Annotated in this window: 18 protein-coding genes and 1 other annotated feature; of the genes, 2 read left to right on the forward strand and 16 right to left on the reverse strand. The window is 29.0% G+C overall.

Annotated elements, in window-relative coordinates; translation table 11 throughout:
- Positions 1-29: 29 nt before the first annotated feature.
- Positions 30-2408: an endonuclease MutS2 gene (locus I4U66_RS08935; RefSeq protein ID WP_195928773.1), complete on the reverse strand. Its 2379-nt coding sequence runs from the start codon at positions 2406-2408 to the stop codon at positions 30-32.
- A gap of 282 nt (positions 2409-2690) precedes the next feature.
- Between I4U66_RS08935 and I4U66_RS08940 the strand changes: the two genes are divergently transcribed.
- Positions 2691-4145 (forward strand): aminoacyl-histidine dipeptidase, encoded by a 1455-nt coding sequence (locus I4U66_RS08940; protein ID WP_092923536.1) that lies wholly within the window; start codon positions 2691-2693, stop codon positions 4143-4145.
- 181 nt (positions 4146-4326) lie between these two features.
- On the opposite strand, the gene I4U66_RS14645 is transcribed toward I4U66_RS08940, so the two are convergent.
- The 15 genes from I4U66_RS14645 to infC all read right to left on the reverse strand — a co-directional run bounded on the left by I4U66_RS14645 (position 4327) and on the right by infC (position 21031).
- Positions 4327-5106 carry a hypothetical protein gene (locus I4U66_RS14645; protein ID WP_207743625.1) on the reverse strand — a complete coding sequence of 260 codons (780 nt, stop codon included), beginning with the start codon at positions 5104-5106 and terminating at the stop codon, positions 4327-4329.
- Positions 5107-5179: 73 nt separating this feature from the next.
- The gene (locus I4U66_RS08950; protein ID WP_195928775.1) at positions 5180-5572 is read right to left on the reverse strand and encodes a DUF3887 domain-containing protein; all 393 of its coding nucleotides are present in this window, start codon (positions 5570-5572) and stop codon (positions 5180-5182) included.
- A 327-nt stretch (positions 5573-5899) separates the two neighbouring features.
- Positions 5900-7333, reverse strand: a complete 1434-nt coding sequence (locus I4U66_RS08955; RefSeq protein ID WP_092923521.1) for a potassium/proton antiporter — start codon at positions 7331-7333, stop codon at positions 5900-5902.
- A gap of 367 nt (positions 7334-7700) precedes the next feature.
- Positions 7701-8828 (reverse strand): XRE family transcriptional regulator, encoded by a 1128-nt coding sequence (locus I4U66_RS08960; RefSeq protein ID WP_195928777.1) that lies wholly within the window; start codon positions 8826-8828, stop codon positions 7701-7703.
- 266 nt (positions 8829-9094) lie between these two features.
- Positions 9095-9664 (reverse strand): HD domain-containing protein, encoded by a 570-nt coding sequence (locus tag I4U66_RS08965; RefSeq protein WP_092923509.1) that lies wholly within the window; start codon positions 9662-9664, stop codon positions 9095-9097.
- 100 nt (positions 9665-9764) lie between these two features.
- Entirely contained in the window at positions 9765-12176 is a 2412-nt protein-coding gene (locus tag I4U66_RS08970) for a DUF3656 domain-containing U32 family peptidase (RefSeq protein WP_195238323.1), read from the reverse strand.
- Between the two features lie 107 nt (positions 12177-12283).
- A complete protein-coding gene (zapA, locus tag I4U66_RS08975) occupies positions 12284-12883 on the reverse strand; it encodes a cell division protein ZapA (RefSeq protein WP_092923503.1) in 600 nt (199 codons plus the stop codon).
- 18 nt (positions 12884-12901) lie between these two features.
- Positions 12902-15292, reverse strand: a complete 2391-nt coding sequence (pheT, locus tag I4U66_RS08980) for a phenylalanine--tRNA ligase subunit beta (protein WP_195581623.1) — start codon at positions 15290-15292, stop codon at positions 12902-12904.
- Positions 15293-15307: 15 nt separating this feature from the next.
- Positions 15308-16327, reverse strand: a complete 1020-nt coding sequence (gene pheS, locus I4U66_RS08985; protein ID WP_195581622.1) for a phenylalanine--tRNA ligase subunit alpha — start codon at positions 16325-16327, stop codon at positions 15308-15310.
- Between the two features lie 54 nt (positions 16328-16381).
- Positions 16382-16612 (reverse strand) — a binding site (T-box leader).
- A 54-nt stretch (positions 16613-16666) separates the two neighbouring features.
- Positions 16667-17464: a TrmH family RNA methyltransferase gene (locus I4U66_RS08990; protein WP_166506022.1), complete on the reverse strand. Its 798-nt coding sequence runs from the start codon at positions 17462-17464 to the stop codon at positions 16667-16669.
- A gap of 2 nt (positions 17465-17466) precedes the next feature.
- A complete protein-coding gene (locus tag I4U66_RS08995; RefSeq protein ID WP_166506023.1) occupies positions 17467-18138 on the reverse strand; it encodes a potassium channel family protein in 672 nt (223 codons plus the stop codon).
- Positions 18139-18191: 53 nt separating this feature from the next.
- Complete coding sequence (locus tag I4U66_RS09000) at positions 18192-19568, reverse strand: TrkH family potassium uptake protein (RefSeq protein ID WP_166506024.1); 1377 nt, start codon at positions 19566-19568, stop codon at positions 18192-18194.
- Positions 19569-19866: 298 nt separating this feature from the next.
- A complete protein-coding gene (gene rplT / locus I4U66_RS09005) occupies positions 19867-20223 on the reverse strand; it encodes a 50S ribosomal protein L20 (protein WP_092923489.1) in 357 nt (118 codons plus the stop codon).
- Between the two features lie 58 nt (positions 20224-20281).
- Complete coding sequence (gene rpmI / locus I4U66_RS09010; RefSeq protein ID WP_092923487.1) at positions 20282-20476, reverse strand: 50S ribosomal protein L35; 195 nt, start codon at positions 20474-20476, stop codon at positions 20282-20284.
- Positions 20477-20503: 27 nt separating this feature from the next.
- Entirely contained in the window at positions 20504-21031 is a 528-nt protein-coding gene (infC, locus tag I4U66_RS09015; RefSeq protein ID WP_442971178.1) for a translation initiation factor IF-3, read from the reverse strand.
- A gap of 399 nt (positions 21032-21430) precedes the next feature.
- Between infC and I4U66_RS09020 the strand changes: the two genes are divergently transcribed.
- Complete coding sequence (locus tag I4U66_RS09020) at positions 21431-22834, forward strand: ATP-dependent metallopeptidase FtsH/Yme1/Tma family protein (RefSeq protein ID WP_166506025.1); 1404 nt, start codon at positions 21431-21433, stop codon at positions 22832-22834.
- Positions 22835-22844: the final 10 nt, after the last annotated feature.

Here is a 22844-nt window from a genome sequence, read left to right on the forward strand (position 1 = left end):
ATCTCACGATATAGTGAACAAATCATTTTTTATTTTAGATTTACGATAGTAACTCCAGCTCCACCTTCTCCATATTGTCCAGCTCTTTGAGACTTAACATGTCTATTTCTCTTTAATACATCTTGTAGTCCAGATTTTAATACTCCAGTTCCTACGCCATGTATAACAGTTACCATTTCAAGGCCAGCTACATAAGCATCATCTAAATATTTTTCAACTTCCATTATAGCCTCTTCTAAATTCATACCTCTTAAATCTACTTCGCTTTTTACTCTTCCTGATTTAGCTTTTATTATACTTCTTGTTGATTTAGTGATTGTTGTTTTAGGGTCTTTTTTAACTTTTTGAAGAGACTTAAACGGTAGATTCATCTTCATTATTCCTATTTGAACAACAGCTTCTTTTTTATTGTTATCAACTGAAACAACGCTACCTTGTTGATTTAAAGTTATAACTTTTACTTCTTCCCCAACTTTTAAGTCTTTTACTTCTTTACTTGATACTTTAGGAACAATCATGCTCTTAACAGTTGGTTGAAGACTTCCCATTGAACTAGATATTTCTTTTCTAAGCGCCTCTATCCTTTGATTCTTTTCTTTAGATGCTCTTTCTTTTTCTAGTTCTCTAAGTTCTTTTACTATTAAATCTACTTCTTCTTTTGCTTGTCTTGTTATTCTAAAGGCTTCTTGTCTTGCTCTTTCCATTATCTTTTCTTTTTGTTCACTCATTTTCGCAAGCTTTTCATCGTACTCAGCCTTTAGCTTTTCTATTTCTGACTTTAATTTTTCGGCTTCTTCTCTATCTTCTTCAGCTTTAATTCTATTTTTCTCTACATTTTGAAGTACATCTTCTATTGCTATATTATCACTATCTATAAACTCTCTAGCTCTACTTATTACATAATCACTTAGCCCTAACTTTCTAGAAATCTCAAAGGCATTTGATTTCCCTGGAACACCTATAAGTAATCTATACGTAGGACTTAAAGTTTCTAAGTCAAAATCAACAGCTGCATTTTCAACACCTTCTTTAGTAAGTGCATAGTTCTTTAATTCACTATAGTGTGTTGTAGCTATACATTTAGCTCCAATGCTTTTTACATCTTCAAGTATAGCTATTGCAAGAGCTGCTCCCTCTATTGGGTCAGTTCCAGCCCCAAGCTCGTCAAATATTACTAAAGAGTCTTCTGTTACTTCTTTTAATATAGATACTATATTTGTCATATGAGATGAAAATGTAGATAAGCTTTGCTCTATACTTTGCTCATCACCAATATCTGCAAATACATTATCATATACACACATACTACTTCCAAAATCAGCAGGTATGTGAAGTCCACTTTGATTCATAAGTGCAAATAAACCAACAGTTTTGATAGTTACAGTTTTACCACCTGTATTAGGTCCTGTTATAAGTAATGTATGGAATTCTCTCCCTAAATAAATCGAGTTTGGAACAACAGTATCTTTATCTAGTAATGGATGTCTTCCCTTTTTTATATTTATAAATTTATCTTCATTTAAAGTAGGTTCTATACCTCTCATTTGTATAGATAATTTTCCCTTAGCAAAAGCAAAGTCTAATCTTCCTAATATCTCTTGGTTAGCTAATAGTTCATTATTTATTTCTCCTACCTTAGAAGATAATTCTGCTAATATTTTTTCTATCTCTTCTTTTTCTTGAAGTCTTAATTGTCTTAATTCATTATTCATATCAACTATACTCATAGGCTCTATAAATAATGTTGCTCCAGATGATGATTGATCATGTACAATACCAGCTACTTGTGATCTATACTCAGCTTTTACTGGCACAACAAATCTATCTCCTCTTACAGATATAATTGCATCTTGTAAGTACTTTTGATATGTAGTTGAAGATATTATTGAGTTTAACTTAGATCTTATAGATTGATTCTTTTGTACTATTCTTCTTCTTATATTTCTAAGCTCACTAGATGCATTATCAGATATTTCTACCTCACTTATTATTGCATTGAAAATTTCTTCTTCTAAATCTCTATATGTGTATAAAGAATTTGATAGGGATTGTATTATTGGGTAGTTAAAATCTTCTTCTTCACTAGATGCTAAATTATTACTAAGCATTCTAGCTACTCTTAAAGTATTTCCTATCATTAGTAAGCTACCTGGGTCTAATGCTGCCCCTACACTTGCTCTCTTTACCTTATCTTCTATATCGTATATTCCCTGTAATCCAACAAAACCTCTTTTTATAAGTATGGCTTGTGCCTCACTTGTTTCCTCTAATCTTGACTTAACTTCATTAAAGTCAGAACTTGGTGTTAGTTTTTCTATGTATCTCATACCTAATGAAGATGATGCTTTGCTTTTCAATAGGTCTATTATTTTTTCAAATTCTAAAACCTTTAGTGCTTTTGAATTCATTATTTCCTCCTTGAATCTATATCTATATAATTACGTTTATTTTATGTATATTTGTATTATACTATTTGTATAGCTAACTAATATTATACATAAATATAGTTGTTTATAATAGGATAAAAACTGTATTTTACTATATATATAAACTTATTAGTTTCAAAACTAACTATTTATTTTGGAATATATTAGATTTAGTGTTATAATATAATTATATTATTTAAGTTTCATGCTTTTTACTTAGCATATACTTAAATATTTAATTTCATCTAAAAGGAGTGAATACTTATGGAAAACGTATTAAAAGGTTTAAATCCAGAGCTTGTTTTTAATTATTTTGAAGAGATATCTCAGATACCTCGTGGTTCTGGAAATGAAAAAGCTATAAGTGATTATCTAAAAAAATTTGGTGAAGACTTAGGCTTAGAAACTATCCAAGATGATGCGTTAAATATCATAATAAGAAAACCTGCTACAAAAGGATATGAAAACTGTCCAGGTGTTATACTTCAAGGTCATATGGATATGGTTTGTGAAAAAAATAAAAACACAGAACATGACTTTACTAAAGACCCAATAAAATTAAGAATAGAAGATGACATGATATATGCTACAGGAACTACTCTTGGTGCTGATAACGGTATAGCTGTTGCTATGGGTATGGCTGTACTTGCATCTAATGATTTAGCACATCCTCAAATAGAAGTTTTAATAACTTCAGATGAAGAGGCTGGAATGAGTGGAGCTATGGCTCTTGACGGTTCTAATCTTAAAGGACAATACATAATAAACCTTGATTCAGAAGAAGAAGGTTTCTTACTTGTAAGTTGTGCTGGTGGGGTTACTGCTCACTCTAAATTAAATGCTGAGTTTACCAATGTAGATGCTAACAAACAAGCTCTACTAGTTGATATAAAAGGACTTCTTGGTGGACACTCAGGAATGGATATAATAAAACAAAGAGCTAACTCTAATATATTAATGGGAAGACTTTTAAACTCATTATGTGTTGACTTTGACTTAGCAAAAGTTGAAGGTGGTTCTAAGAACAATGCTATACCTCGTGAGTGCGAAGCTGTTATAGTAGTTGATAAGAATGATGTAGAAAAAGCTATGGCATGTATAAAAGAAATGGAAAACACTTTCAGACATGAATTTGCTTCTTCTGATCCTGACATAGTTGTAGAATGTAAAGAAACTACTGTTGAAAAGGTTCTTACTAATGATTGTAAAAATAATGTAATAAGAACTTTAAACTTAATACCTAATGGAATCCAAACTATGAGTATGGATATAGAAGGACTTGTTGAAAGTTCTACTAACTTAGGTGTTGTTAGAACTCTTGAAAATGAAGTAACTTTTGAATGTGCTGTTAGAAGTTCAGTTACTTCTTTAAAAGAAAATATAACTAATAAAATGAACTTATTATCTCAAACTTTAGGTGGAGAATTTACTTTAGAAAGTGATTACCCAGCATGGGAATATGCTAAAGGTTCTAAATTAGAAGATATATGTGTCCATACTTATGAAAAATTAAATGGTAAAAAGCCTATTATAAAAGCTTTACATGCTGGTCTTGAATGTGGATTATTATTAGACAAAATGCCTCATGCACAAGCTATATCTTTTGGACCTAACATGTTTGAAGTTCATACACCAAATGAGCATTTAAGTATATCTTCAACTACTCGTACTTGGGAATACTTAGTTGCTATATTAAAATCAATGAATGAACATAACTAAGGTTAGTTTCTTGTTAAATATAAAATAAGTAGGGAATTTTCCCTACTTATTTTATATTTAATCTAAAACTTTTATGAATTTATAAACTTCATTCTTTTCTATATTACTCAAATTAGTATATGATTTTATATATCCCATAAATTTCCCCTTTTGTTTCAATTCCTCATCTTTCGTTTTTAATCTATTTAACCTTATATTTATTATAAATACATCTATAACAAAGTACCATTCCTACTATCATAAATGGAGATAGTATAGCAATAACTATACTTCCTACCATAGAGCCAAGTAATGGTATCAATAAAAATGATAATCCATATGAAATCCACATAATTCCATTTGCCCTATTATATGCTTTTATATTACTTATTTCTTCTGATTTAACTGTAGTCCCTGCCCAAAAGTGCATAGGAGTTTTTCTTTTAAATGAATATATTCCTATTCCTACAAAAATTAAAACTGCAGGCGTCATTGATATAGCTATTACTATATCATCTTTTTGAGTATAGCTTGTTTGGCTAGACTTGAAATTGTTATATTTAACCGAATTTGTGCTACTTTTTAAATTATACTTTTTTATTAATTGATTATATGTTTCTATTGTTTTATTACTATCTTTATCATTGTATATTAGGGTTTTATCGCTTGTTGTGATTTTTATATATGGTTTGCTATTACGATACACATATAAATTCCCCTTTTCATCTCCGTCTATTTGGAAAGTTCCCCTTAAATATGTTGCTGTGCTAGTGCCTTTTATTTTATTTCCTATAGGAACGTCATCTAATAGCTCTACTGCTTTAATATCCTTTATATATATGTTATCTATTTTTATCCTTATTTTATCTTCTTCAAAATGCATTTTATGAGGACTATAGTCTATATTAAAAAATATAATTAAACCTATAATTACAACTATCATTATCCCAAAGACTATCTTTTCATATTTATTAGAAAACATAATATACCCCCTTATATAAGTAAAGATATATAAGTTAACATGTTAAAGCCAACTTATATATCTTTTATATACATTATTTCATATACAACCCCTCTAGCTTCATATCTTCATTATAAGTGATTGTAAACTGTGCTTTACCATTATCAAATTCCACAACTTCTACTACAGTAGCTAAATCTTCATTACCTATTAATTCTTCTTTGTTAATAGACTTAAATTTACCTAGTTTATCTTTCATAGGTTGCCACGCTTCTTTTAATTGTTCTGCATTTATTTGAGTTTTTAAATTTTCACTCATTTTATCTATAACTTTACTATACTCGTCATTACAAATCATATTAACTATTCCTTGAGCATATTCTTTTAACAATTCTTCATCATAAGATTCACTTAATTTTGAAGTAGTACATCCCCCTAGTACAACTCCTGTTAAAAATACTAATAATAGCATTTTCATTTTTTTCATAACACATCCCCCTTATTTTATTAGTATTGCAATATTTTCGTTTGGTAGTTTATTTAATTTTATTATAATTCCTAATACATTTGATAATCAAATAAATATACATAGGACACAGTAAATTGTACTTATATTACAGTTTAAATCTCTTTACTATTAATAAAATTTATTACAAGCAAAAAAATAGGGGCACATACCCCTATCAAATTATTTATTATTTAATAAAGAATTTAAATATAATCCTAAAATTCTTTCCCTATATTAACAAAAAACTATTTTTCGAACGATATTTAAATATATCCTGTAGCATAAATTTACTTATATACATAAATATTAATTGCTTTTACATAATAAGTCATTCAATACCTCAAAATCATTTCCAGCTATAACTAACACATCTTGAGGAAGAATTTGAGTAGATCCATTTGGAATCAATACTTCCTTGTTACGCTTTATCATTACGATAAGTATATCCTCTGGTATATTTGAATCCATTATAGCTTTATTTGCAATGCCACTATTATTTTGAACCGTTATTTCTAATAAATTTGTACCTATCTCTTCCCTGTAATCATTGAATGTCTTTAATACTGGAGACTTATCATCAATTAAGTCGAGCTTTTTAGCTACTGTAGGTAAAAGTGTACCTTGTATCGCAACAGAGAACAAAGCAACAAAAAATACTATATGGAAAATATCACTTTCAACAGGAACTCCATAAGTTACTGCATATATTGCAAAAACTATTGAAGCAGCACCTCTAAGACCTACCCAAGATACAAAAGCTTGTTGCTTTAAAGGAATTTTAAACCAACTTAGTATGCTAAAAATTGCTATTGGTCTTGCTATACAAATCATAAATATAGATATGGAAATACCTTTTATCATTACAGAAGGTATTTGCGATGGGAATGATAGCAGTCCTAATATGAAAAATAACATTATTTGCATAATCCATGAAATTCCATCAAAAAATTGGAACATACTTTTTTTATGTGGTATCTTACTGTTACCTATCATAATACCAGTCATATATACAGATAAATATCCATTTCCACCAAAATGCTCACTTAAAGCATAAGATAGTACTGCTATTCCCATAACAAATATAGGATAAAATCCATCTATTTCAAACTTGGTATTTCTTAATAAATAAATTGTAAGCTTACCTAATAAAACAGCCGATAAAATTCCAACTACAACTTGATTTAAAAGCATTGGTATTATGGTATCATATCCTTTATCTGCCATTAATCCTAAAATAATTATAGTCAACATATATGCTAAAGGGTCATTGCTTCCACTTTCAATCTCTAATATTGAAGCAATAGATCCCTTTAAGTTTAACTTTTGAGAACGTAATATTGCGAAAACTGATGCCGCATCTGTAGATGCAACTATCGATCCTATAAGTAATCCTTCTAATAAAGAAGTATCAAATACCTTAAAGCAAAATATTCCTGTTAAACCAGCAGTTATAACAACACCTACTGTTGATAGAAGTATTGATGGAACAGCAACTGGTTTTGCCATATCCCAACTAGTACCAAATCCTCCATAGAACATTATAAAAACTAATCCTATAGAACATATCTGTCTTGTTAATTCATAGTTATCAAAATATATTCCAACAATACCATCAGATCCAGTCAACATTCCTAATCCTATAAAAATTAGAAGAATTGGGACTCCAAATTTATATAAAATTTTACTTGATGTTATACATATTAATAGAACTAATGAACACATAATCATTAAGTTTATCAAATAATTATTACCTCCTTTATTATAATTAATTAAGTTTAGTGAATTTAAATTTAAGGTTTTAGAATTTTTATAGGCAGGATTTTAAATAATACTGGAATTATATTTAAAAACTTTATTTTTTATCTTACTGTTGTTATATAATTATTTTATGTTAAATTTATTCTTTTATGTTAGGTTCGATTTCTTATCCTTAAGTTTAAAATAACATAAAATTCTATACTTTGTATATGTTTTTTGTGTTAAATATTTGTTAAAAAAATATTCTAATTTTCTACTATTATTTTAAGATATTTTATTTAATAAATTATTACAATTTAAAAGAGTAACAAATGCTTATTATAACTTAGGCTTTGTTACTCTTTTGGTATTATTTTTTATTTTTAAAATTAACCTTTGTTACATTATCTCTCTTAACTTTAGGTGCTAATTTTCCTTCTTTTAGTCCTAATAATGACTCTATTTCATCAGGATAAAGGCTTAATCCACAACTTGCTAAGTTATCCACTAAAGTAGCTCCACTCATAATACCACTTTCAAGTATCATATCCACAGATTTTCTAAGTAAAACTGGACTTGTTGCTTTTATATTAGCATCTAATGGTTCCTTCTTGCTCCAACCTTTCTTATCCATTTGGTTCATTAAGTACATATATTTCTTGTAATTAATAACACCTAGCTGGTATCCTCTTAATATCATAGCCCATATTGGAACTATCCATTTTGCTTTTAATTCTACAAAATCCTCTATCTCATTAACATCTTTTAAATCTGGTAAGAATGTTTCTTCTGGCAATAAAAATGCACACGCAAATTCATCTTTTGAGAATTTTTTAGCTTGTATCCCCGCTTCAACACTAACCATGTATGCTAATTCATAAGCTAAGTCATAGTTTCTTGTAGTCGCTGATTTTTTATCATTTCCTAAAGATACTATATATCTAGTATTTTTATCAGTTGTTTGTTTTTGCGTAAACGCTAGTGCTCCTTTTGTATTTACATTAGTGTCTGTTACTATTATCCCATTATACTCTAACACGCTTAACACATTTCCTATAGGTCCATCACCTAATTCAAAATGTCTTCTTACTTTTGTTGCTAATGTCTCTATATCATCGTTTCTATTTAAGTTAGTTGGTATGTTCATTTCTGGGAATTGTATATATCCTTCTATAAAAGATAATATTTTATGTGCCATTACTAACTTTTCTTTGTATGAAATTTCTTCTACTCTAGGTATTCTCGATTCTGGCTTTATATGAGTACTATCAACTACAACTTTAATGTTATCCATTTGGAAGAAGTATTCTTTTGGAAACCTTAAAGCATTTGCTAATTTCATTTCATTTTCTGGAGTTGGCTTGTACTTTTCCTCTTCAAAAGCAATTATATCTTTTTTATTTATATTTATTTCTTTAGCTAGCATATCTATAGTTTTTCCTCTATACATTCTAGCTATTTTTAATCTTTTACCATTAAAAACTTTTTTTCTGCTCATAATATCCGTCTCTCTTTCAAGTTTATTTTATATATACAAAAGTTAAATTAATAAATTTTATGCAAATCTATATTAGCCATACATAATAAAAATATTTTATATTGGCTAAGTTATACGAATTTACTAAATTTAATTTATACTAAACTTTATATTATATATATTTAAAAATGCTCTGGATACTAATACCCAGAGCATTATTCAACTTTTATACTGTTGATAATATTATCATATTTATTAATTATAGTCAATTTATGTATATTATATCTCTATAGTCCTAGCTCATCACTTATTCCTTGCATTGCCTCTAGTGATAGTTGTGCAAATTCAGCAAATGGAATGCCTAATTCTTCTATGCTTCTCATTGCATCCCTGTTTGCTCCTGCTGCAAATTTAAGTTCTTTCATACGCTTAGTTATAGACTTTACTTTTACACTAGATAATTTCTTATCTGGATAAACTAAAGCTATGGCTGTTATAAATCCAGTTATTGGATCTGCTGCATATATAGCTTTATCAATTGTGCTTATTCTTTTTGTTCCATTATCTTCATTATGAGCTTTTATTGCTTGATATATGTAATCATTTCCAAAACCTTCATTTTTAAGTAATTCGATAGTTTTGATCCCATGCAATTTAGATTCTTCTGGATTATTTTTATAATCTAACATATCTGAATCTAAATCATGTAGTAATCCTGCTAATGCCCAGTCATCAGATTTTTCTGGTTCTAGTTTATTTCCTAAAGCTTTCATTACAGCTTCTACTGCATATGAGTGCTTTATTAGATGTTCAGATTTTAAATATTTATTTACTAATCCTACTGCTTGTTCTCTCATTTCCCAATACCTCCTATATAAATATTAAATCTATTATAATTTTTTAAGTAAATATATTTGATATTGTTGATAATACATATACTTACTATACAAATTTAATTTATTCTACTCCCTTGTAATAATGACCTGCACTTACACCTTTAGCATCTAATTCATTATAAAGTTTTGTAGCTTTACTTCCTAATTTGTAGTTGTTACTTAATACTTCTTGATATGCCTCTATTACCTTCTTAACAGTTTGACTATCTTCTAATGTAAAATCTAATCTAAATGTATTTATACCTATTTCATTTAGTTCGTATAAGTTATCTAACATACAAGTAACATTTGTATTATATATAGTTGTTCTACAGAATAGATCTTGTGATAATCTAAACTCTTCCCCTTTAGAGTTTCTTAGTGCATATGTGCTTTGGCTACATTTAGCAACTCTTTTATCTTTTTTGCAATCTCGAACTACTACTCCCATTGGACAGTATTCTGTTATCATAAGTGGAGTATATCCATAAACCACAGATTCTATATTAATATCTGTATATTTTATTGTTTCTCTTATTTCATTTATGTTTAATTCCTGAGATATACAAAGATTAGTTGCACCTATTTCTTTAAAGTAATTTATAGTTTCACTATTGAATGCATTTAAGTAGTAATCTATATTTAGCTCTTTACCTTTAAAATAATCTATAGCTCCCCATATACCTACTTGTATAGAATTTACTCCTATATTTTTAGCTTTTTCTAATTGCTTGTATTCCTTGCCTCTTATTATTCTAGGAGCTGAATATATAACTTTTATATTATATTTTAGTCCAGCTTTTATAGCTTCTTCTAATGTTTTAGTATCTTCATAATATATTTTATCTATACCGCACTCAAGTGCACTTTGTAATTGTTCTAAATTTTTAACTTTAACAGATAAATTACTTACCGTATCTCGATTAAATTTAATTGGATTATATGATAATCTTCTATTTTTAAAATCTCTATTTTTTATCTTAACCCTTTCTTTGTCTAAAAGTTCTATACAATCTCTTCTCATCTGATTTAGTATACTTATTGGTAAACTTACGTTATCATCTAATTCTATATTTACACTATCCATTTCATAAGGAGTATTACCTAATTTCCTAAGCTGAGTTTCTATTTTTTCCTCACTTAAAGCTACTTTCATAGCCTTTTCAACTACTTTATCTCCTTCTATTGTGGCAGTATTTCCTTTTTTATCAGCTAATGTAAGTATTGGTTTTTTATCTAGCTTAACACTTATATATGAATCTATCATGTTTTTAACAAATTCTTTATCTTGAGTAAATGTAGCTTGTACTCTATCCATAAGTTCGCTATCTGATGTTTTAAATACTATTTGGTTTCTTTTAGCTTCACCTATAAAATCTAGTTCTATTATCTCGCCCTTATATCCTATAGTATCTATCTCACCATTTTTGATAATTCTTCCTATAGTTCCACCACCAAGATTTATTCCATCGCCTTTTTTAAGTGTATTTTCAAGTCTTATCTTTAATCTTTTAGCTTTTTTATTGTAATCTAATACCTTACCTACATATAATCCTTGATTGTTTGGAAGTTGTGAATTCATTACATCTGCGCCAACTTCTCCTAAGATAAGTCCTTTTGTAAATTTTCTATTAAATATAGTGTATAAATCGCTGATTGTTTCATCTGAAACATTCACTTTTTTAGTTTGTAAGTATTCATCTATAGTTTTTCTATAACTCTCTATAACAGTAGCTACATACTCAGGTCTTTTCATACGACCTTCTATCTTAAGAGAATGAACTCCTGCATCTATTATTTTATCTATTTCTTCTATTGTACTTAAATCTCTTGGACTTAATAAATAGTCTCCATTGCTATTTACTACTTCTCCAGTATAAACATCTAAAAGTTCATATCTTTGTCTACATGGTTGAGCACATCTTCCTCTATTTCCTGATCTGTTACCTATCATAGAACTCATTAAACATTGTCCAGAATAGCATACACACAGTGCTCCATGAACAAATACTTCTATATCTGCTTTACAGTTATCGCATATATATTTTATTTCATCTACTTTAACTTCTCTTGCTAGTACTACTCTATCAAATCCAGCATTTTCTAGATATCTAACATCTTCTAAAGAATGTGCTACCATTTGTGTACTTGCATGTATTTCAAAATCAGGTAACTCATTTTTAATAATTCTAGCTATACCTATGTCTTGAAGTATAACTGCATCTACATCTATGTCGTATAGATATTTAGCATACTTTAAAAAATCTTCTATTTCATTTTGTTTTATTAATGTATTAGCCGTTACAAAAACTTGTACTCCTCTTATGTGAGCATATTTTACTGCTTCTCTTAATTCTTCTCTATCAAAATTATTTGCTGATGCTCTAGCACTAAATTCTTTTCCTCCTAAGTAAACTGCATTTGCACCATTTTGAACAGCTGCTTTTAACGCTTCAAAGGAACCAACGGGTGCTAATAATTCTATGTCTTTCATACTTCTCCTCCTATACGTAATATTTTTTCTATATTTATAATGTCCCTAAGTCTTAAAATTAAAACCTTCAGGTCCCCCTGAAGGTTTAATTTTAAATATAAGTAAACTTATTTCATTGCTCTAAGATATTTTAATTCATTTTCTATTTCAATTTTTTCTAATTGTAATTTATATGCATCATTTTGGAATTTAGAAGAAAGTTGTTCTGCAACATTAGCTTTTTCTTCTGCCATTTCAACAGATGATTTAAGCTCTTTTATTTCATTTTTTAAATCTTCAACTTCTTGTTTAGATAAATTAGTACCATTTTTTAGTTGCTCTATTTCTTTCTTTTGTTCCTCTATTAACTTATTAAGTTCTTCTATCTTAGATATATGGTTCTTATTTTCTTTATCTTTGTTTTCTAAGTGGTATTCAAGCTCTTTTATTTCAAGCTTATATTCTTCCCCACTATTTCCAACTTTTTTCTTTAATTCTTCATTTTCTTTTTCTACTTTTTCTAGTGTATCTGCACAATCAAACAATTCATCTGTTATATTTATAGCTGCTAATATAGCTACTTGAGATGAGCTTAATCTTTTATTAGCCTCACCTATTTTATTCATTTCTGTATCTACAAATGCTGCTACACTTATCATATGTTTTTCAGATTTTTCTCCAACCATAGGATACTCTGCACCATGTATCTTAACGGTAACTTTGTTCATACTAATATCCCCCTTGTATTAGTTAGATCTTAGTGTTGCACCTAATTTTTCACTTAACTCATTTAATATTTTATCGTGTACTTTTGCCACATCTTCATCAGTTAAAGTTTTCTCTATACTTCTATATGTTATAGAGTATGCTATAGACTTGTATCCTTCTTCTATTTGAGCACCTTTATATACGTCAAATAATTTGTAGCTTTCAACTAATCCACCTGCATTAGCTTTTATTATATCTTCTATTTCTTTAACATATACTTCATCCTTAACTAATAAAGCTATATCTCTTGATGTAGATGGATACTTAGGTAATGGAGTATAAGTTTTTTCTGTTGATGTATTTTCAAATACAGATTCTACATTCATTTCACAAACATAAACTCTTTGTCCTAAGTTATAATTTTCTATTACGTCTGGATGTAATTCTCCAAATGTACCTATGCATTCTCCATTAAACATAACTTTAGCACATCTTCCTGGATGGAATGTTGGGTTAGTTTTTTCTGGTTCTATTTCATATCCTTTGAACCCTACATTATTTAGTACACTTTCTACAACACCTTTTATAGAGAAGAAATCTACATCTTTTCCATACATTCCTATACAATATTTCTTCGTTTCTACTGGTAATCCTTCTTGTGGTGTGAATGTATTTCCACATTCAAATGCTGATACTTCTTCAACTTTATGAGCTACATTTGTAGATAATACTTCTAACATATTAGGTATTAGTGTAGTTCTCATAACTGAAGTTTCCTCACCTAATGGATTCATTAGTTTTACAAAGTTTCTTCTAGAGTCTTCAGATGATAAATTTATTCTATCAACACCTCTTGGGCTTACAAATGAATATGTTAATATTTCATTTAAGCCTGCTGCTATTGAACTAGATACTATCTTATCTGTGAACTTTTGTTTATCAGTTTTTACACCTGCTGTAGCATTTCCTTCTAAAGTAGCTGTTGGTATATTTTCATATCCGTATATTCTAGCTATTTCTTCTAATATATCTGCATCTTCAGCTATATCTAGTCTAAAGCTTGGAACTTCTAATTCTAATTTTTCAGAAGATATTAGGTTACATTTAAACTCTAATCTTTCTAATATGCTTATAAATTGGTCCATAGGTACGTTAACACCTAATAATTTGTTTATTCTCACAGGGTTAACAGTTATCTTTTGAACTTCTTCTTTTACTGGATAGTAGTCAAGCATTCCATTAAGAACTCTACCGCATCCTAATTCTTCTATTAATTGACATGCTCTATTTACAGCAGTCTCTGCTAAATTAACATCTATACCTTTTTCAAATCTTGATGAAGCTTCTGTTCTAAGTCCTAATTTCTTAGATGTAGCTCTTATACTTTCTTTTGCAAAGCTTGCACCTTCAAGGAATATTGATGTAGTTGTATCTTTAACTTCAGAATTTTCTCCACCCATTATTCCTGCTAAGTCTAAAGTTTTTTCTTCATTTCCTATAACTAACATGTCTGATGTTAATTCTCTTTCAACACCATCTAGCGTAGTAAACTTTTCACCTTGCTCAGCTAATTTAACTGTCATTTTATTGTATTTTATATCTTCTAAGTCAAATGCATGAAGTGGTTGACCTAGCTCTAACATAACATAGTTAGTTATATCTACTATGTTGTTTATTGGTCTCATTCCAGCTTCTATAAGTCTTCTTTGCATCCAGTATGGAGATGGCCCAACTTTAACGTCTTTTACAACTTTTCCACAATATCTCTTACATAAATCTGTTTGAATATCTATTTCAAATTGCATTTCTTCATCAGAACCATTTACTTTTATTCCTGGGAATTTTAATTCTTTTCCTACAGTAACGGCAGCTTCTCTTGCTAATCCTATTATAGATCTACAATCTGGTCTATTAGAAGTTATTTCAAATTCTATTAATGCATCGTTTATTCCTAAAACTTCTCTAACATCTTTTCCTAATTCAAAAGATTCTTCATGGTCTAATATATATATGCCATCTTTTTTATGTTCTTCAACGTATTGAGAAGGTATAGTTAATTCCTCTGCACCACAGAACATTCCTTCTGATAATACTCCTCTTAACTTACCTTTCTTTATTTTGAAATCTCCAGGTAATACTGCACCTATTCTAGCAACTGGTACATAGTCTCCTACTTTTATGTTAGTTGCATTAGTTACTATTTGAAGTATTTGTCCATCAGCTACTTCAACCTTTGTTACTTTTAATCTATCTGCATCTGGATGTTGTTCTATTTCAAGTATTTTACATACTTCAACTCCATTTGTTTCTTTTCCAAAGAACTCTACTTTCTCAACTTTTGATCCTGTCATAGTCATCATATCAGCGAATTCTTGTGTATCTAAATCTATATCAACGTAATCTCTTAACCATTTTAAAGGTACTAACATCTTAAATCCTCCTAATTAAAATTGATTTAAAAATCTCATATCATTTTCAAATAATAGTCTTATATCATCTATTTCATACTTAAGCATTGTTATTCTATCAAGTCCCATACCAAATGCAAATCCACTATAAACTTCTGGGTCAATTCCACAGTTTCTAAGTACATTTGGATGAACCATACCTGCTCCTAGTATTTCTATCCAACCTTCACCTTTACACATTGGACATCCTGCTCCTTCACATTTAAAGCAAGTAACGTCTACTTCTGCACTTGGCTCTGTGAATGGGAAGTTGTGTGGTCTAAACTTAGTTTTTGTATGCTCACCAAATAACTTCTTAACGAACATATCTAAAGTTCCTTTTAATTGTGCCATTGTTACATCTTTACCAACTACAAGTCCTTCAACTTGATGGAACATTGGTGAATGTGTAGCATCTGGAGCATCAAATCTAAAACATCTTCCTGGAGATATTATTTTTATTGGTAATTCCTGACTCTTCATTGTTCTAACTTGAACTGGTGAAGTTTGAGTTCTAAGTAATAACTCTTCATTTATATAGAAAGTATCACTCATATCTCTAGATGGATGATCTTTTGGTGCATTTAATGCATCAAAGTTATTTTCTATAGTTTCAACTTCTGGCCCTTCTGCTATAGAGAATCCCATTCCTATAAATATTTCATTTACTTCATCTATTATTTGAGATATTGGATGCTTTTTACCAACTTTAACTGTTCTTGATGGCATAGTTACATCTATAACTTCTTCTGCTAATTTTCTTTGTTTTTCTGCTAACTTTAACTCTTCTTTCTTTGAAGATATAGCACCTTCTATAGCCGCTCTAACTTCATTAGCAACTTTACCTATTACAGGTCTTTCTTCTGCTGATAATTTACCCATTTCTTTTAGGATTGATGTTATCTCACCTTTTTTACCCATGTACTTTACTCTTAAACTTTCAACAACTTCTATACTAGAAGTATCTTTAATTTCATTTAATGCAGCTTCTTGTAAATTAAGTAATTTTTCTTGCATTATATTAATTCACCCTTTCGCAGTTTTTTGTATAAAAAAAGCCCTTCATCCCTATCTAGGGACGAAAGACTATTATTCGCGGTACCACCCTAGTAGCTTAATAATTATAAATTATTAAACCACCTCTAACAAACTTAACGCGTTTTAACGTTAAAGCCTACTATAATTTCAGCTTTAATACTCCAGAGGGAACTTCTTTTGGATACTTAGAAAGTACTCACAGCCTACGGTACTTATCTCTGTGCTAAGTTAATTCAAAATACTTTTCTCTTTCATAGTATTTGATAATATTGTTTTTGCGTTTAATTATATCATACTATGCATAATATTTACAAGATGTTAAACTAAGTATTTCTTTATTTCATACATTAATATTGCAGAGCTTATAGCTGCATTTAATGATTCTGCATTCCCATATATAGGTATTTTGACCAACATATCTGATTTTGATACTAATTCATCATTTATTCCATTAGCTTCATTTCCTATTACTAAAGCTGTTTTGTAATTATATTCAACTGTGTTGTAGTAATTGTTTGTATTTAAATAACTTGATACTATATCAAAGTTCTTTAATTTTAAAATTCTAAGAGCTTCTTCTTGAGTAGCATGTATTATATTCATATCAAATATAGAACCCATAGTAGACCTTATAACCTTTGGATTGTATATATCTACACATCCTTTTAATGCAATTATTGCATCTACCCCTGCAGCATCTGCTGTTCTTATTATCGTACCCATATTACCTGGGTCTTGTATTCTATCTAATATTAAAACAAATTTATGCTCATCTTTTAAATACTCTTCTATATTTCTTTGTTTAAAGTTTACTACTCCTAAAATACCTTGAGTGTTTTCCGTATCTATTAATTCATTGAATATTTTATTAGTCGTTTTATAAATTTTTATATTATTAGTTTTTAGGGTATCTAAAAATTTAAGATGTTCTTCTTTATTTTCAAAATCTTCATTTATAAATACATAATCTAGACTAGCCTTACATTCTACTGCAAGAGTTAGTATTCTATATCCTTCAATTATAAATTTAGATTCTTTATTTCTATTTTTAGTCTTAAGTAGTGATTTCGTATATTTTACTTTATTATTATCTTTAGCTGTTATTATTGTAGGCATTATTACTTTCTCCTAATAAATTCTTCATTTTCTGATGCGATAGTACTTATATGGCTATTTTGACCTATTACAACCAAAATACTACCTGCTTTTAACTCTTCATCTGGAGCTGGAGTAACATTTATGCTCTTACCTGTTTTTATAGCTAATACAGTTATTTCAAACTTAGCTCTTAAGTTTAATTCAACTAAAGTCTTTCCTACCCAACTATTTGGTGTTACTATCTCTACAATTGAATAATCTGGATCTAATTCTATATGATCTAGTATATTATCAGAAACTAAGTTATGTGCAACTCTAACACCCATATCTCTTTCTGGGAATACTACCCTATCCGCTCCTATTTTATATTGAACTTTAGCTTGTAGTTCATCTTTTGCCTTACATACTATATGAGGTACACCCATTTCTTTTGCTATAAGTGTAGCCATTATAGATGCTCTTATATCTGAACCGATGGCAACTATTGCAACATCAAAGTTACCTAGTCCTAAAGATCTTAATGACTGCTCATCTGTTACATCTACTATAGCAGCATGAGTTACTTTATCTGCTATATTTTGTATAATTTCTTCACTTTTATCTATAGCCATCACTTGATGACCTAAAAGATGCATAGTTGTAGCAACTGATGCTCCAAATCTTCCACAACCTATAACTATATATTGCTTCATTTCCTTCGTCCTCTCCACACTTAAATTATTCTTTACTATAAGTAAAGGCTATATTATCCAACTATTATCTTCCCTTCAGGGTATCTTATAGGAGGATTATTCTTTGTTTTTCTAGACATTATTGCCATAAATATTGTAAGAGATCCAACTCTTCCCATAAACATAAATAACATTATAAATATTTTTCCTAATGTACTTAAATTAGGACTTCCACCTAGACTTAATCCAACTGTAGCAAATGCTGATACTACTTCAAACCCTGCTTCTATTAAACTAAAACTTGGGTCAGTTATAGTTATAATTATAGTTCCAGATAAAACAACAATTATACCTATAAGAAATATTCCTAATGATTTTCTAACTATTGATGTTCCAATTCTTCTTGATCCTACTTCTATATCTTCTTTTCCAAGTATAAATGATTTAACAGTTAGAACTAAAGTAGCTATAGTCGTAACCTTTACACCACCACCTGTAGATGCAGGAGATGCACCAATAAACATTAGTATTATCATTATAAATAAACTATTCTCATGCATTGCCGTTAAATTGACTGTATTGAATCCTGCTGTTCTAGTTGTTACTGATTGGAAGAACGATGCAAGCATTTTTCCACCAAATCCTAACTTTCCTATTGTTTTAGGATTGTTGTATTCTAATACTAAAATAAGTAACATACCTACTAATATTAATGACACTGTTGTAATTAATACTATTTTAGAATGTAAATTTAATTTAGATAATTTTCTATTTTTTATTATATCTAAAATTACAGGGAATCCTAATCCCCCAAATATTATAAGTAATGAAATTGTAACACTTACTGTAAAGTTATTTACATAGTATGTTAATGATGTAAACTTACCTGAAACTGGCCCCATTAAATCAAATCCTGCATTACAAAAAGCTGAAATAGCATGAAATATACTATACCAAGTTCCTTTTAATAGCCCAAATTGAGGTATAAATACTGTTGATAATATTAATGCTCCTATACCTTCTATGGTAAATGTCATTAATAATACATACCTTGTTAACTTAACTAACCCTGACAAATCAAATTGATTTAAAGATTCTTGGATTAATAGTCTTTCTTTCAGATTTATTCTTTTCTTAGTTATAAGTGCAAATAGCGTGGTTATTGTCATAAATCCTAAACCACCAATTTGAATAAGTAGTATTATTACTACGTGTCCAAATCCATTCCAATAAGTTGCCGTATCTGCCATTATTAATCCTGTTACACATACAGCTGATGTTGAAGTAAATAAGGCATCTATAAATCCGATGCTTTCTCCGCTTTGAGTTGCTATAGGAAGATTTAATAGAAGCGCTCCAATTAATATAACGCTAGCAAACCCTAAAACCATTACTTGAGTTGGTTGCATTTTATTTATAAGAGCAATAAATCGCTTAAATATGGTCTTCATCTGTATTTATGCCTCCTTCTCACTTTATAGCTAATAAGTTTTTTCTCATTAGATACATCCTTCTTTTCAATTATTACTATATTATATTCCAAAACCTATATAAAAACAATAAAGGATATGTAAATTGGCCTATTTAAAATATTCACAATTTATAAACTTCCTTTACATATTTTTAACAAAACGTATTCATATTATATAATTTTTTATTTTTTTATAGAGTATAAAATCTATAATTTTATGGATATAAAAAAAGCCTTTGAATTTTATTCAAAGGCTTTTTATGAACTTAACTATTTAATTAAGCTAATTTTGACTTAGCAACTTCTACTAATTTAGCAAATCCTTGAGGATCGTTTATAGCCATTTCAGATAACATCTTTCTGTTAACTTCAACACCTGCTAATTTTAATCCGTTCATGAATCTTGAGTATGATAATCCATGAGCTCTAGTTCCAGCGTTTATTCTTTGTATCCAAAGTTTTCTGAAGTCTCTCTTCTTTAACTTTCTTCCTATATATGCGTTCTTTAACGCCTTCATTACGAATGTATTAGCTGGTCTGTATAACTTGCTTCTAGATCCTCTGAATCCTTTTGCAAGCTTTAATATTTTCTTATGCTTTTTACGAGCGTTCATTGCTTTTTTAACTCTTGCCATCTCTGTGACCTCCTTTGTTTTTCTCTTTTAAAATTTCTATTTTAATTTAATCCGATTTTTAGTATGGTAATAATTGTGCTATTCTTCTAGCATCACCTTCACTAACTATTCCTGCTTTTCTTAATTGCATCTTAGTTTTAGCAGCTTTCTTAGTTAATATATGTCTTCTGAAAGCTTTAGCTCTCTTTAATTTTCCACTTCCAGTTTTTTTGAATCTTTTAGCAGCTCCTCTATGAGTTTTCATTTTAGGCATTTTTATTTCCTCCTCTCAGTTTATCATCTATTTTTTTGGATCTATGATTACAACCATGTTATTGCCCTCAAATTTTGGTGGCTTTGCTGGTTCTCCAAACTCTTTTACTATATCTATAAACTTAAGCATTACTTCTTTTCCAAGATCTTTATGTCCTAATTCTCTACCTCTAAATCTTAGCTCAACCTTAACTTTATCTCCTTTTTTAAGGAACTTTATAGCGTTGTTAGCCTTAGTATTTAAATCATTTGATTCTATACCTGGTCTAAGTCTTACTTCTTTAACAGTTACAACTTTCTGCTTTTTCTTAGACTCTTTTTCTTTTCTAGCTTGTTCGTACTTATACTTACCATAATCTATTATTCTGCATACCGGTGGTTGTGCATTAGGTGATATCATAACTAAGTCTAAGTTTCTTTCGTTAGCTATTAATTGAGCTTCTCTAGCTGACATTATTCCTAATTGTTCTCCATCATGTGAAAGAACTCTTATTTCTTTTTCTCTTATTTGTTCGTTGATTGCTAATTCCTTGCTAATGGTAGGACACCTCCAAATTTTTTATATAAAATAAAAGGCGAATGATATAATCACCCGCCATATAAGTCAACAAATTTATATAAACCTAAACATATTGAAATAATATATTTAAAGTTTTGAACTTATATTTACCAGACAACCTAAGTCGAAAGGTGAGAAGCGGACTTCTACTTGCTTTTGTTATTAATTACTCTATATAATATATCACTTCTAAATATTATTTGCAACTATTTTTTTATTATTTTTTAAATTTTTTAATTCTCATAATATGTATAACTAACCTAAAATTTATATTCTTAGTAATGATTAAACAAAGTTTTGGTTATACTTAAATATAAACAAATGATTTTTCGATGGTTTTTGGTTTGTTAGAAATTATAAAACCAATAAACAATTTTTTATCTGAGGTGTATGACTATGAAAATGTTAGACAATTTCTTTAAAAAGATTAACAAACCAGTACCTGTATTTGCTCAAACTAAACTTGAGAAAGAATCTCCTAAGGAAGACTCGGCTTCTACTAAACCTAAAACTACATTTTGTGATGTAGCTGGTTTAGATGAAGTAAAAGAAGAGTTGTTTGAAATAGTAGATTTTATGAAGTCTCCTGATAAGTACAAAAAAATGGGTGCTAAAATACCAAAAGGAGTATTATTTTATGGACCTCCTGGTACAGGTAAAACATTACTTGCATCCGCTGTAGCTGGTGAGACAAATTCATCTTTTTTCAATGTTACTGGTTCTGAGTTTGTTGAAAAATACGTTGGTGTAGGTGCTAAGCGTGTAAGAACACTTTTTGAAAAAGCTAGAAAAGAATCTCCTAGCATCATTTTTATAGATGAAATAGATGCTATTGGAGCAAAAAGACATCTTGAAAGTAATAACGAAAAAGATCAAACACTAAATCAATTATTAGTTGAAATGGATGGATTCACTAAAGACTCAAATGTCATAATAATAGGAGCTACTAATAGACTTGATCTTTTAGATGAAGCTCTCCTTAGACCCGGAAGATTTGACAGACATATACACATAGGTTCTCCTAACTATCATACTAGATGTGAAATTTTAAAAGTTCATACAAACAATAAACCTCTTGATCCATCTGTAGATTTGGAATTACTTGCTAAGAAAACTCATGGATTTAACGGTGCTCATCTTTCAAATATAGCTAATGAAGCTGCTATATTTGCAGTTAGAGATAATAGTGATGTTATAACAACTGATCACTTTGATAAAGCACTTGAGAGAGTTATTGCAGGACTTGAATCTAAAAACTCTAAGTTAATAGAAAAAGAAAAACAAATAGTATCTTATCATGAGGCAGGACATGCTATTGTTAGCAATATACTTGGAATTTGTCCTATACAAAAAATATCAATAATACCTAGAGGACAAGCATTAGGGTATGTTCTCCAATTACCTGATGAAGATAGATATATCTACACAAAAGAAGAATTAATTGGTAAAATGAAAATTTTATTAGCAGGTAAAGCATCTGAAGAAATAATTTTTAATCATAAATCAACAGGCGCAAAAGATGACTTAAAAAAGGTAACAGATATAGCAAATCAAATGGTTTGTGAGTATGGTATGAGTAACTTAGGATTTATGACTATAGATGGAAATGTAAAAACATTTATGTCTGAACAAGTTCAAAAAGAAGCCAATGATATTGTCCAAAATTGTTACAATGAAACTTTAAGTCTTTTAAAGGATAATATAAATGATCTACATGTAGTTTCTAAACATTTATTTGATAATGAAACTATGACTCATGAAGAATTAAAGTCTTTGATAACTAAACAATTTATAAATTAATCAAAAAAGG

The sequence above is a fragment of the Romboutsia sp. D33t1_170424_H2 genome, assembly GCF_015669105.1.
In the GTDB taxonomy this organism is placed as follows: Bacteria; Bacillota; Clostridia; order Peptostreptococcales; family Peptostreptococcaceae; genus Romboutsia_C; species Romboutsia_C hominis.

Coding starts and splice junctions, on each gene's coding strand:
- I4U66_RS08935 (WP_195928773.1), bottom strand. CDS start 2,408: ATGAATTCAAAAGCACTAAAGGTTTTAGAATTTGAAAAAATAATAGAC.
- I4U66_RS08940 (WP_092923536.1), top strand. CDS start 2,691: ATGGAAAACGTATTAAAAGGTTTAAATCCAGAGCTTGTTTTTAATTAT.
- I4U66_RS14645 (WP_207743625.1), bottom strand. CDS start 5,106: ATGTTTTCTAATAAATATGAAAAGATAGTCTTTGGGATAATGATAGTT.
- I4U66_RS08950 (WP_195928775.1), bottom strand. CDS start 5,572: ATGAAAAAAATGAAAATGCTATTATTAGTATTTTTAACAGGAGTTGTA.
- I4U66_RS08960 (WP_195928777.1), bottom strand. CDS start 8,828: ATGAGCAGAAAAAAAGTTTTTAATGGTAAAAGATTAAAAATAGCTAGA.
- I4U66_RS08965 (WP_092923509.1), bottom strand. CDS start 9,664: ATGAGAGAACAAGCAGTAGGATTAGTAAATAAATATTTAAAATCTGAA.
- I4U66_RS08970 (WP_195238323.1), bottom strand. CDS start 12,176: ATGAAAGACATAGAATTATTAGCACCCGTTGGTTCCTTTGAAGCGTTA.
- zapA (WP_092923503.1), bottom strand. CDS start 12,883: ATGAACAAAGTTACCGTTAAGATACATGGTGCAGAGTATCCTATGGTT.
- pheT (WP_195581623.1), bottom strand. CDS start 15,292: ATGTTAGTACCTTTAAAATGGTTAAGAGATTACGTTGATATAGATTTA.
- pheS (WP_195581622.1), bottom strand. CDS start 16,327: ATGCAAGAAAAATTACTTAATTTACAAGAAGCTGCATTAAATGAAATT.
- I4U66_RS08990 (WP_166506022.1), bottom strand. CDS start 17,464: ATGCCTACAATAATAACAGCTAAAGATAATAATAAAGTAAAATATACG.
- I4U66_RS08995 (WP_166506023.1), bottom strand. CDS start 18,138: ATGAAGCAATATATAGTTATAGGTTGTGGAAGATTTGGAGCATCAGTT.
- I4U66_RS09000 (WP_166506024.1), bottom strand. CDS start 19,568: ATGAAGACCATATTTAAGCGATTTATTGCTCTTATAAATAAAATGCAA.
- rplT (WP_092923489.1), bottom strand. CDS start 20,223: ATGGCAAGAGTTAAAAAAGCAATGAACGCTCGTAAAAAGCATAAGAAA.
- rpmI (WP_092923487.1), bottom strand. CDS start 20,476: ATGCCTAAAATGAAAACTCATAGAGGAGCTGCTAAAAGATTCAAAAAA.
- I4U66_RS09020 (WP_166506025.1), top strand. CDS start 21,431: ATGAAAATGTTAGACAATTTCTTTAAAAAGATTAACAAACCAGTACCT.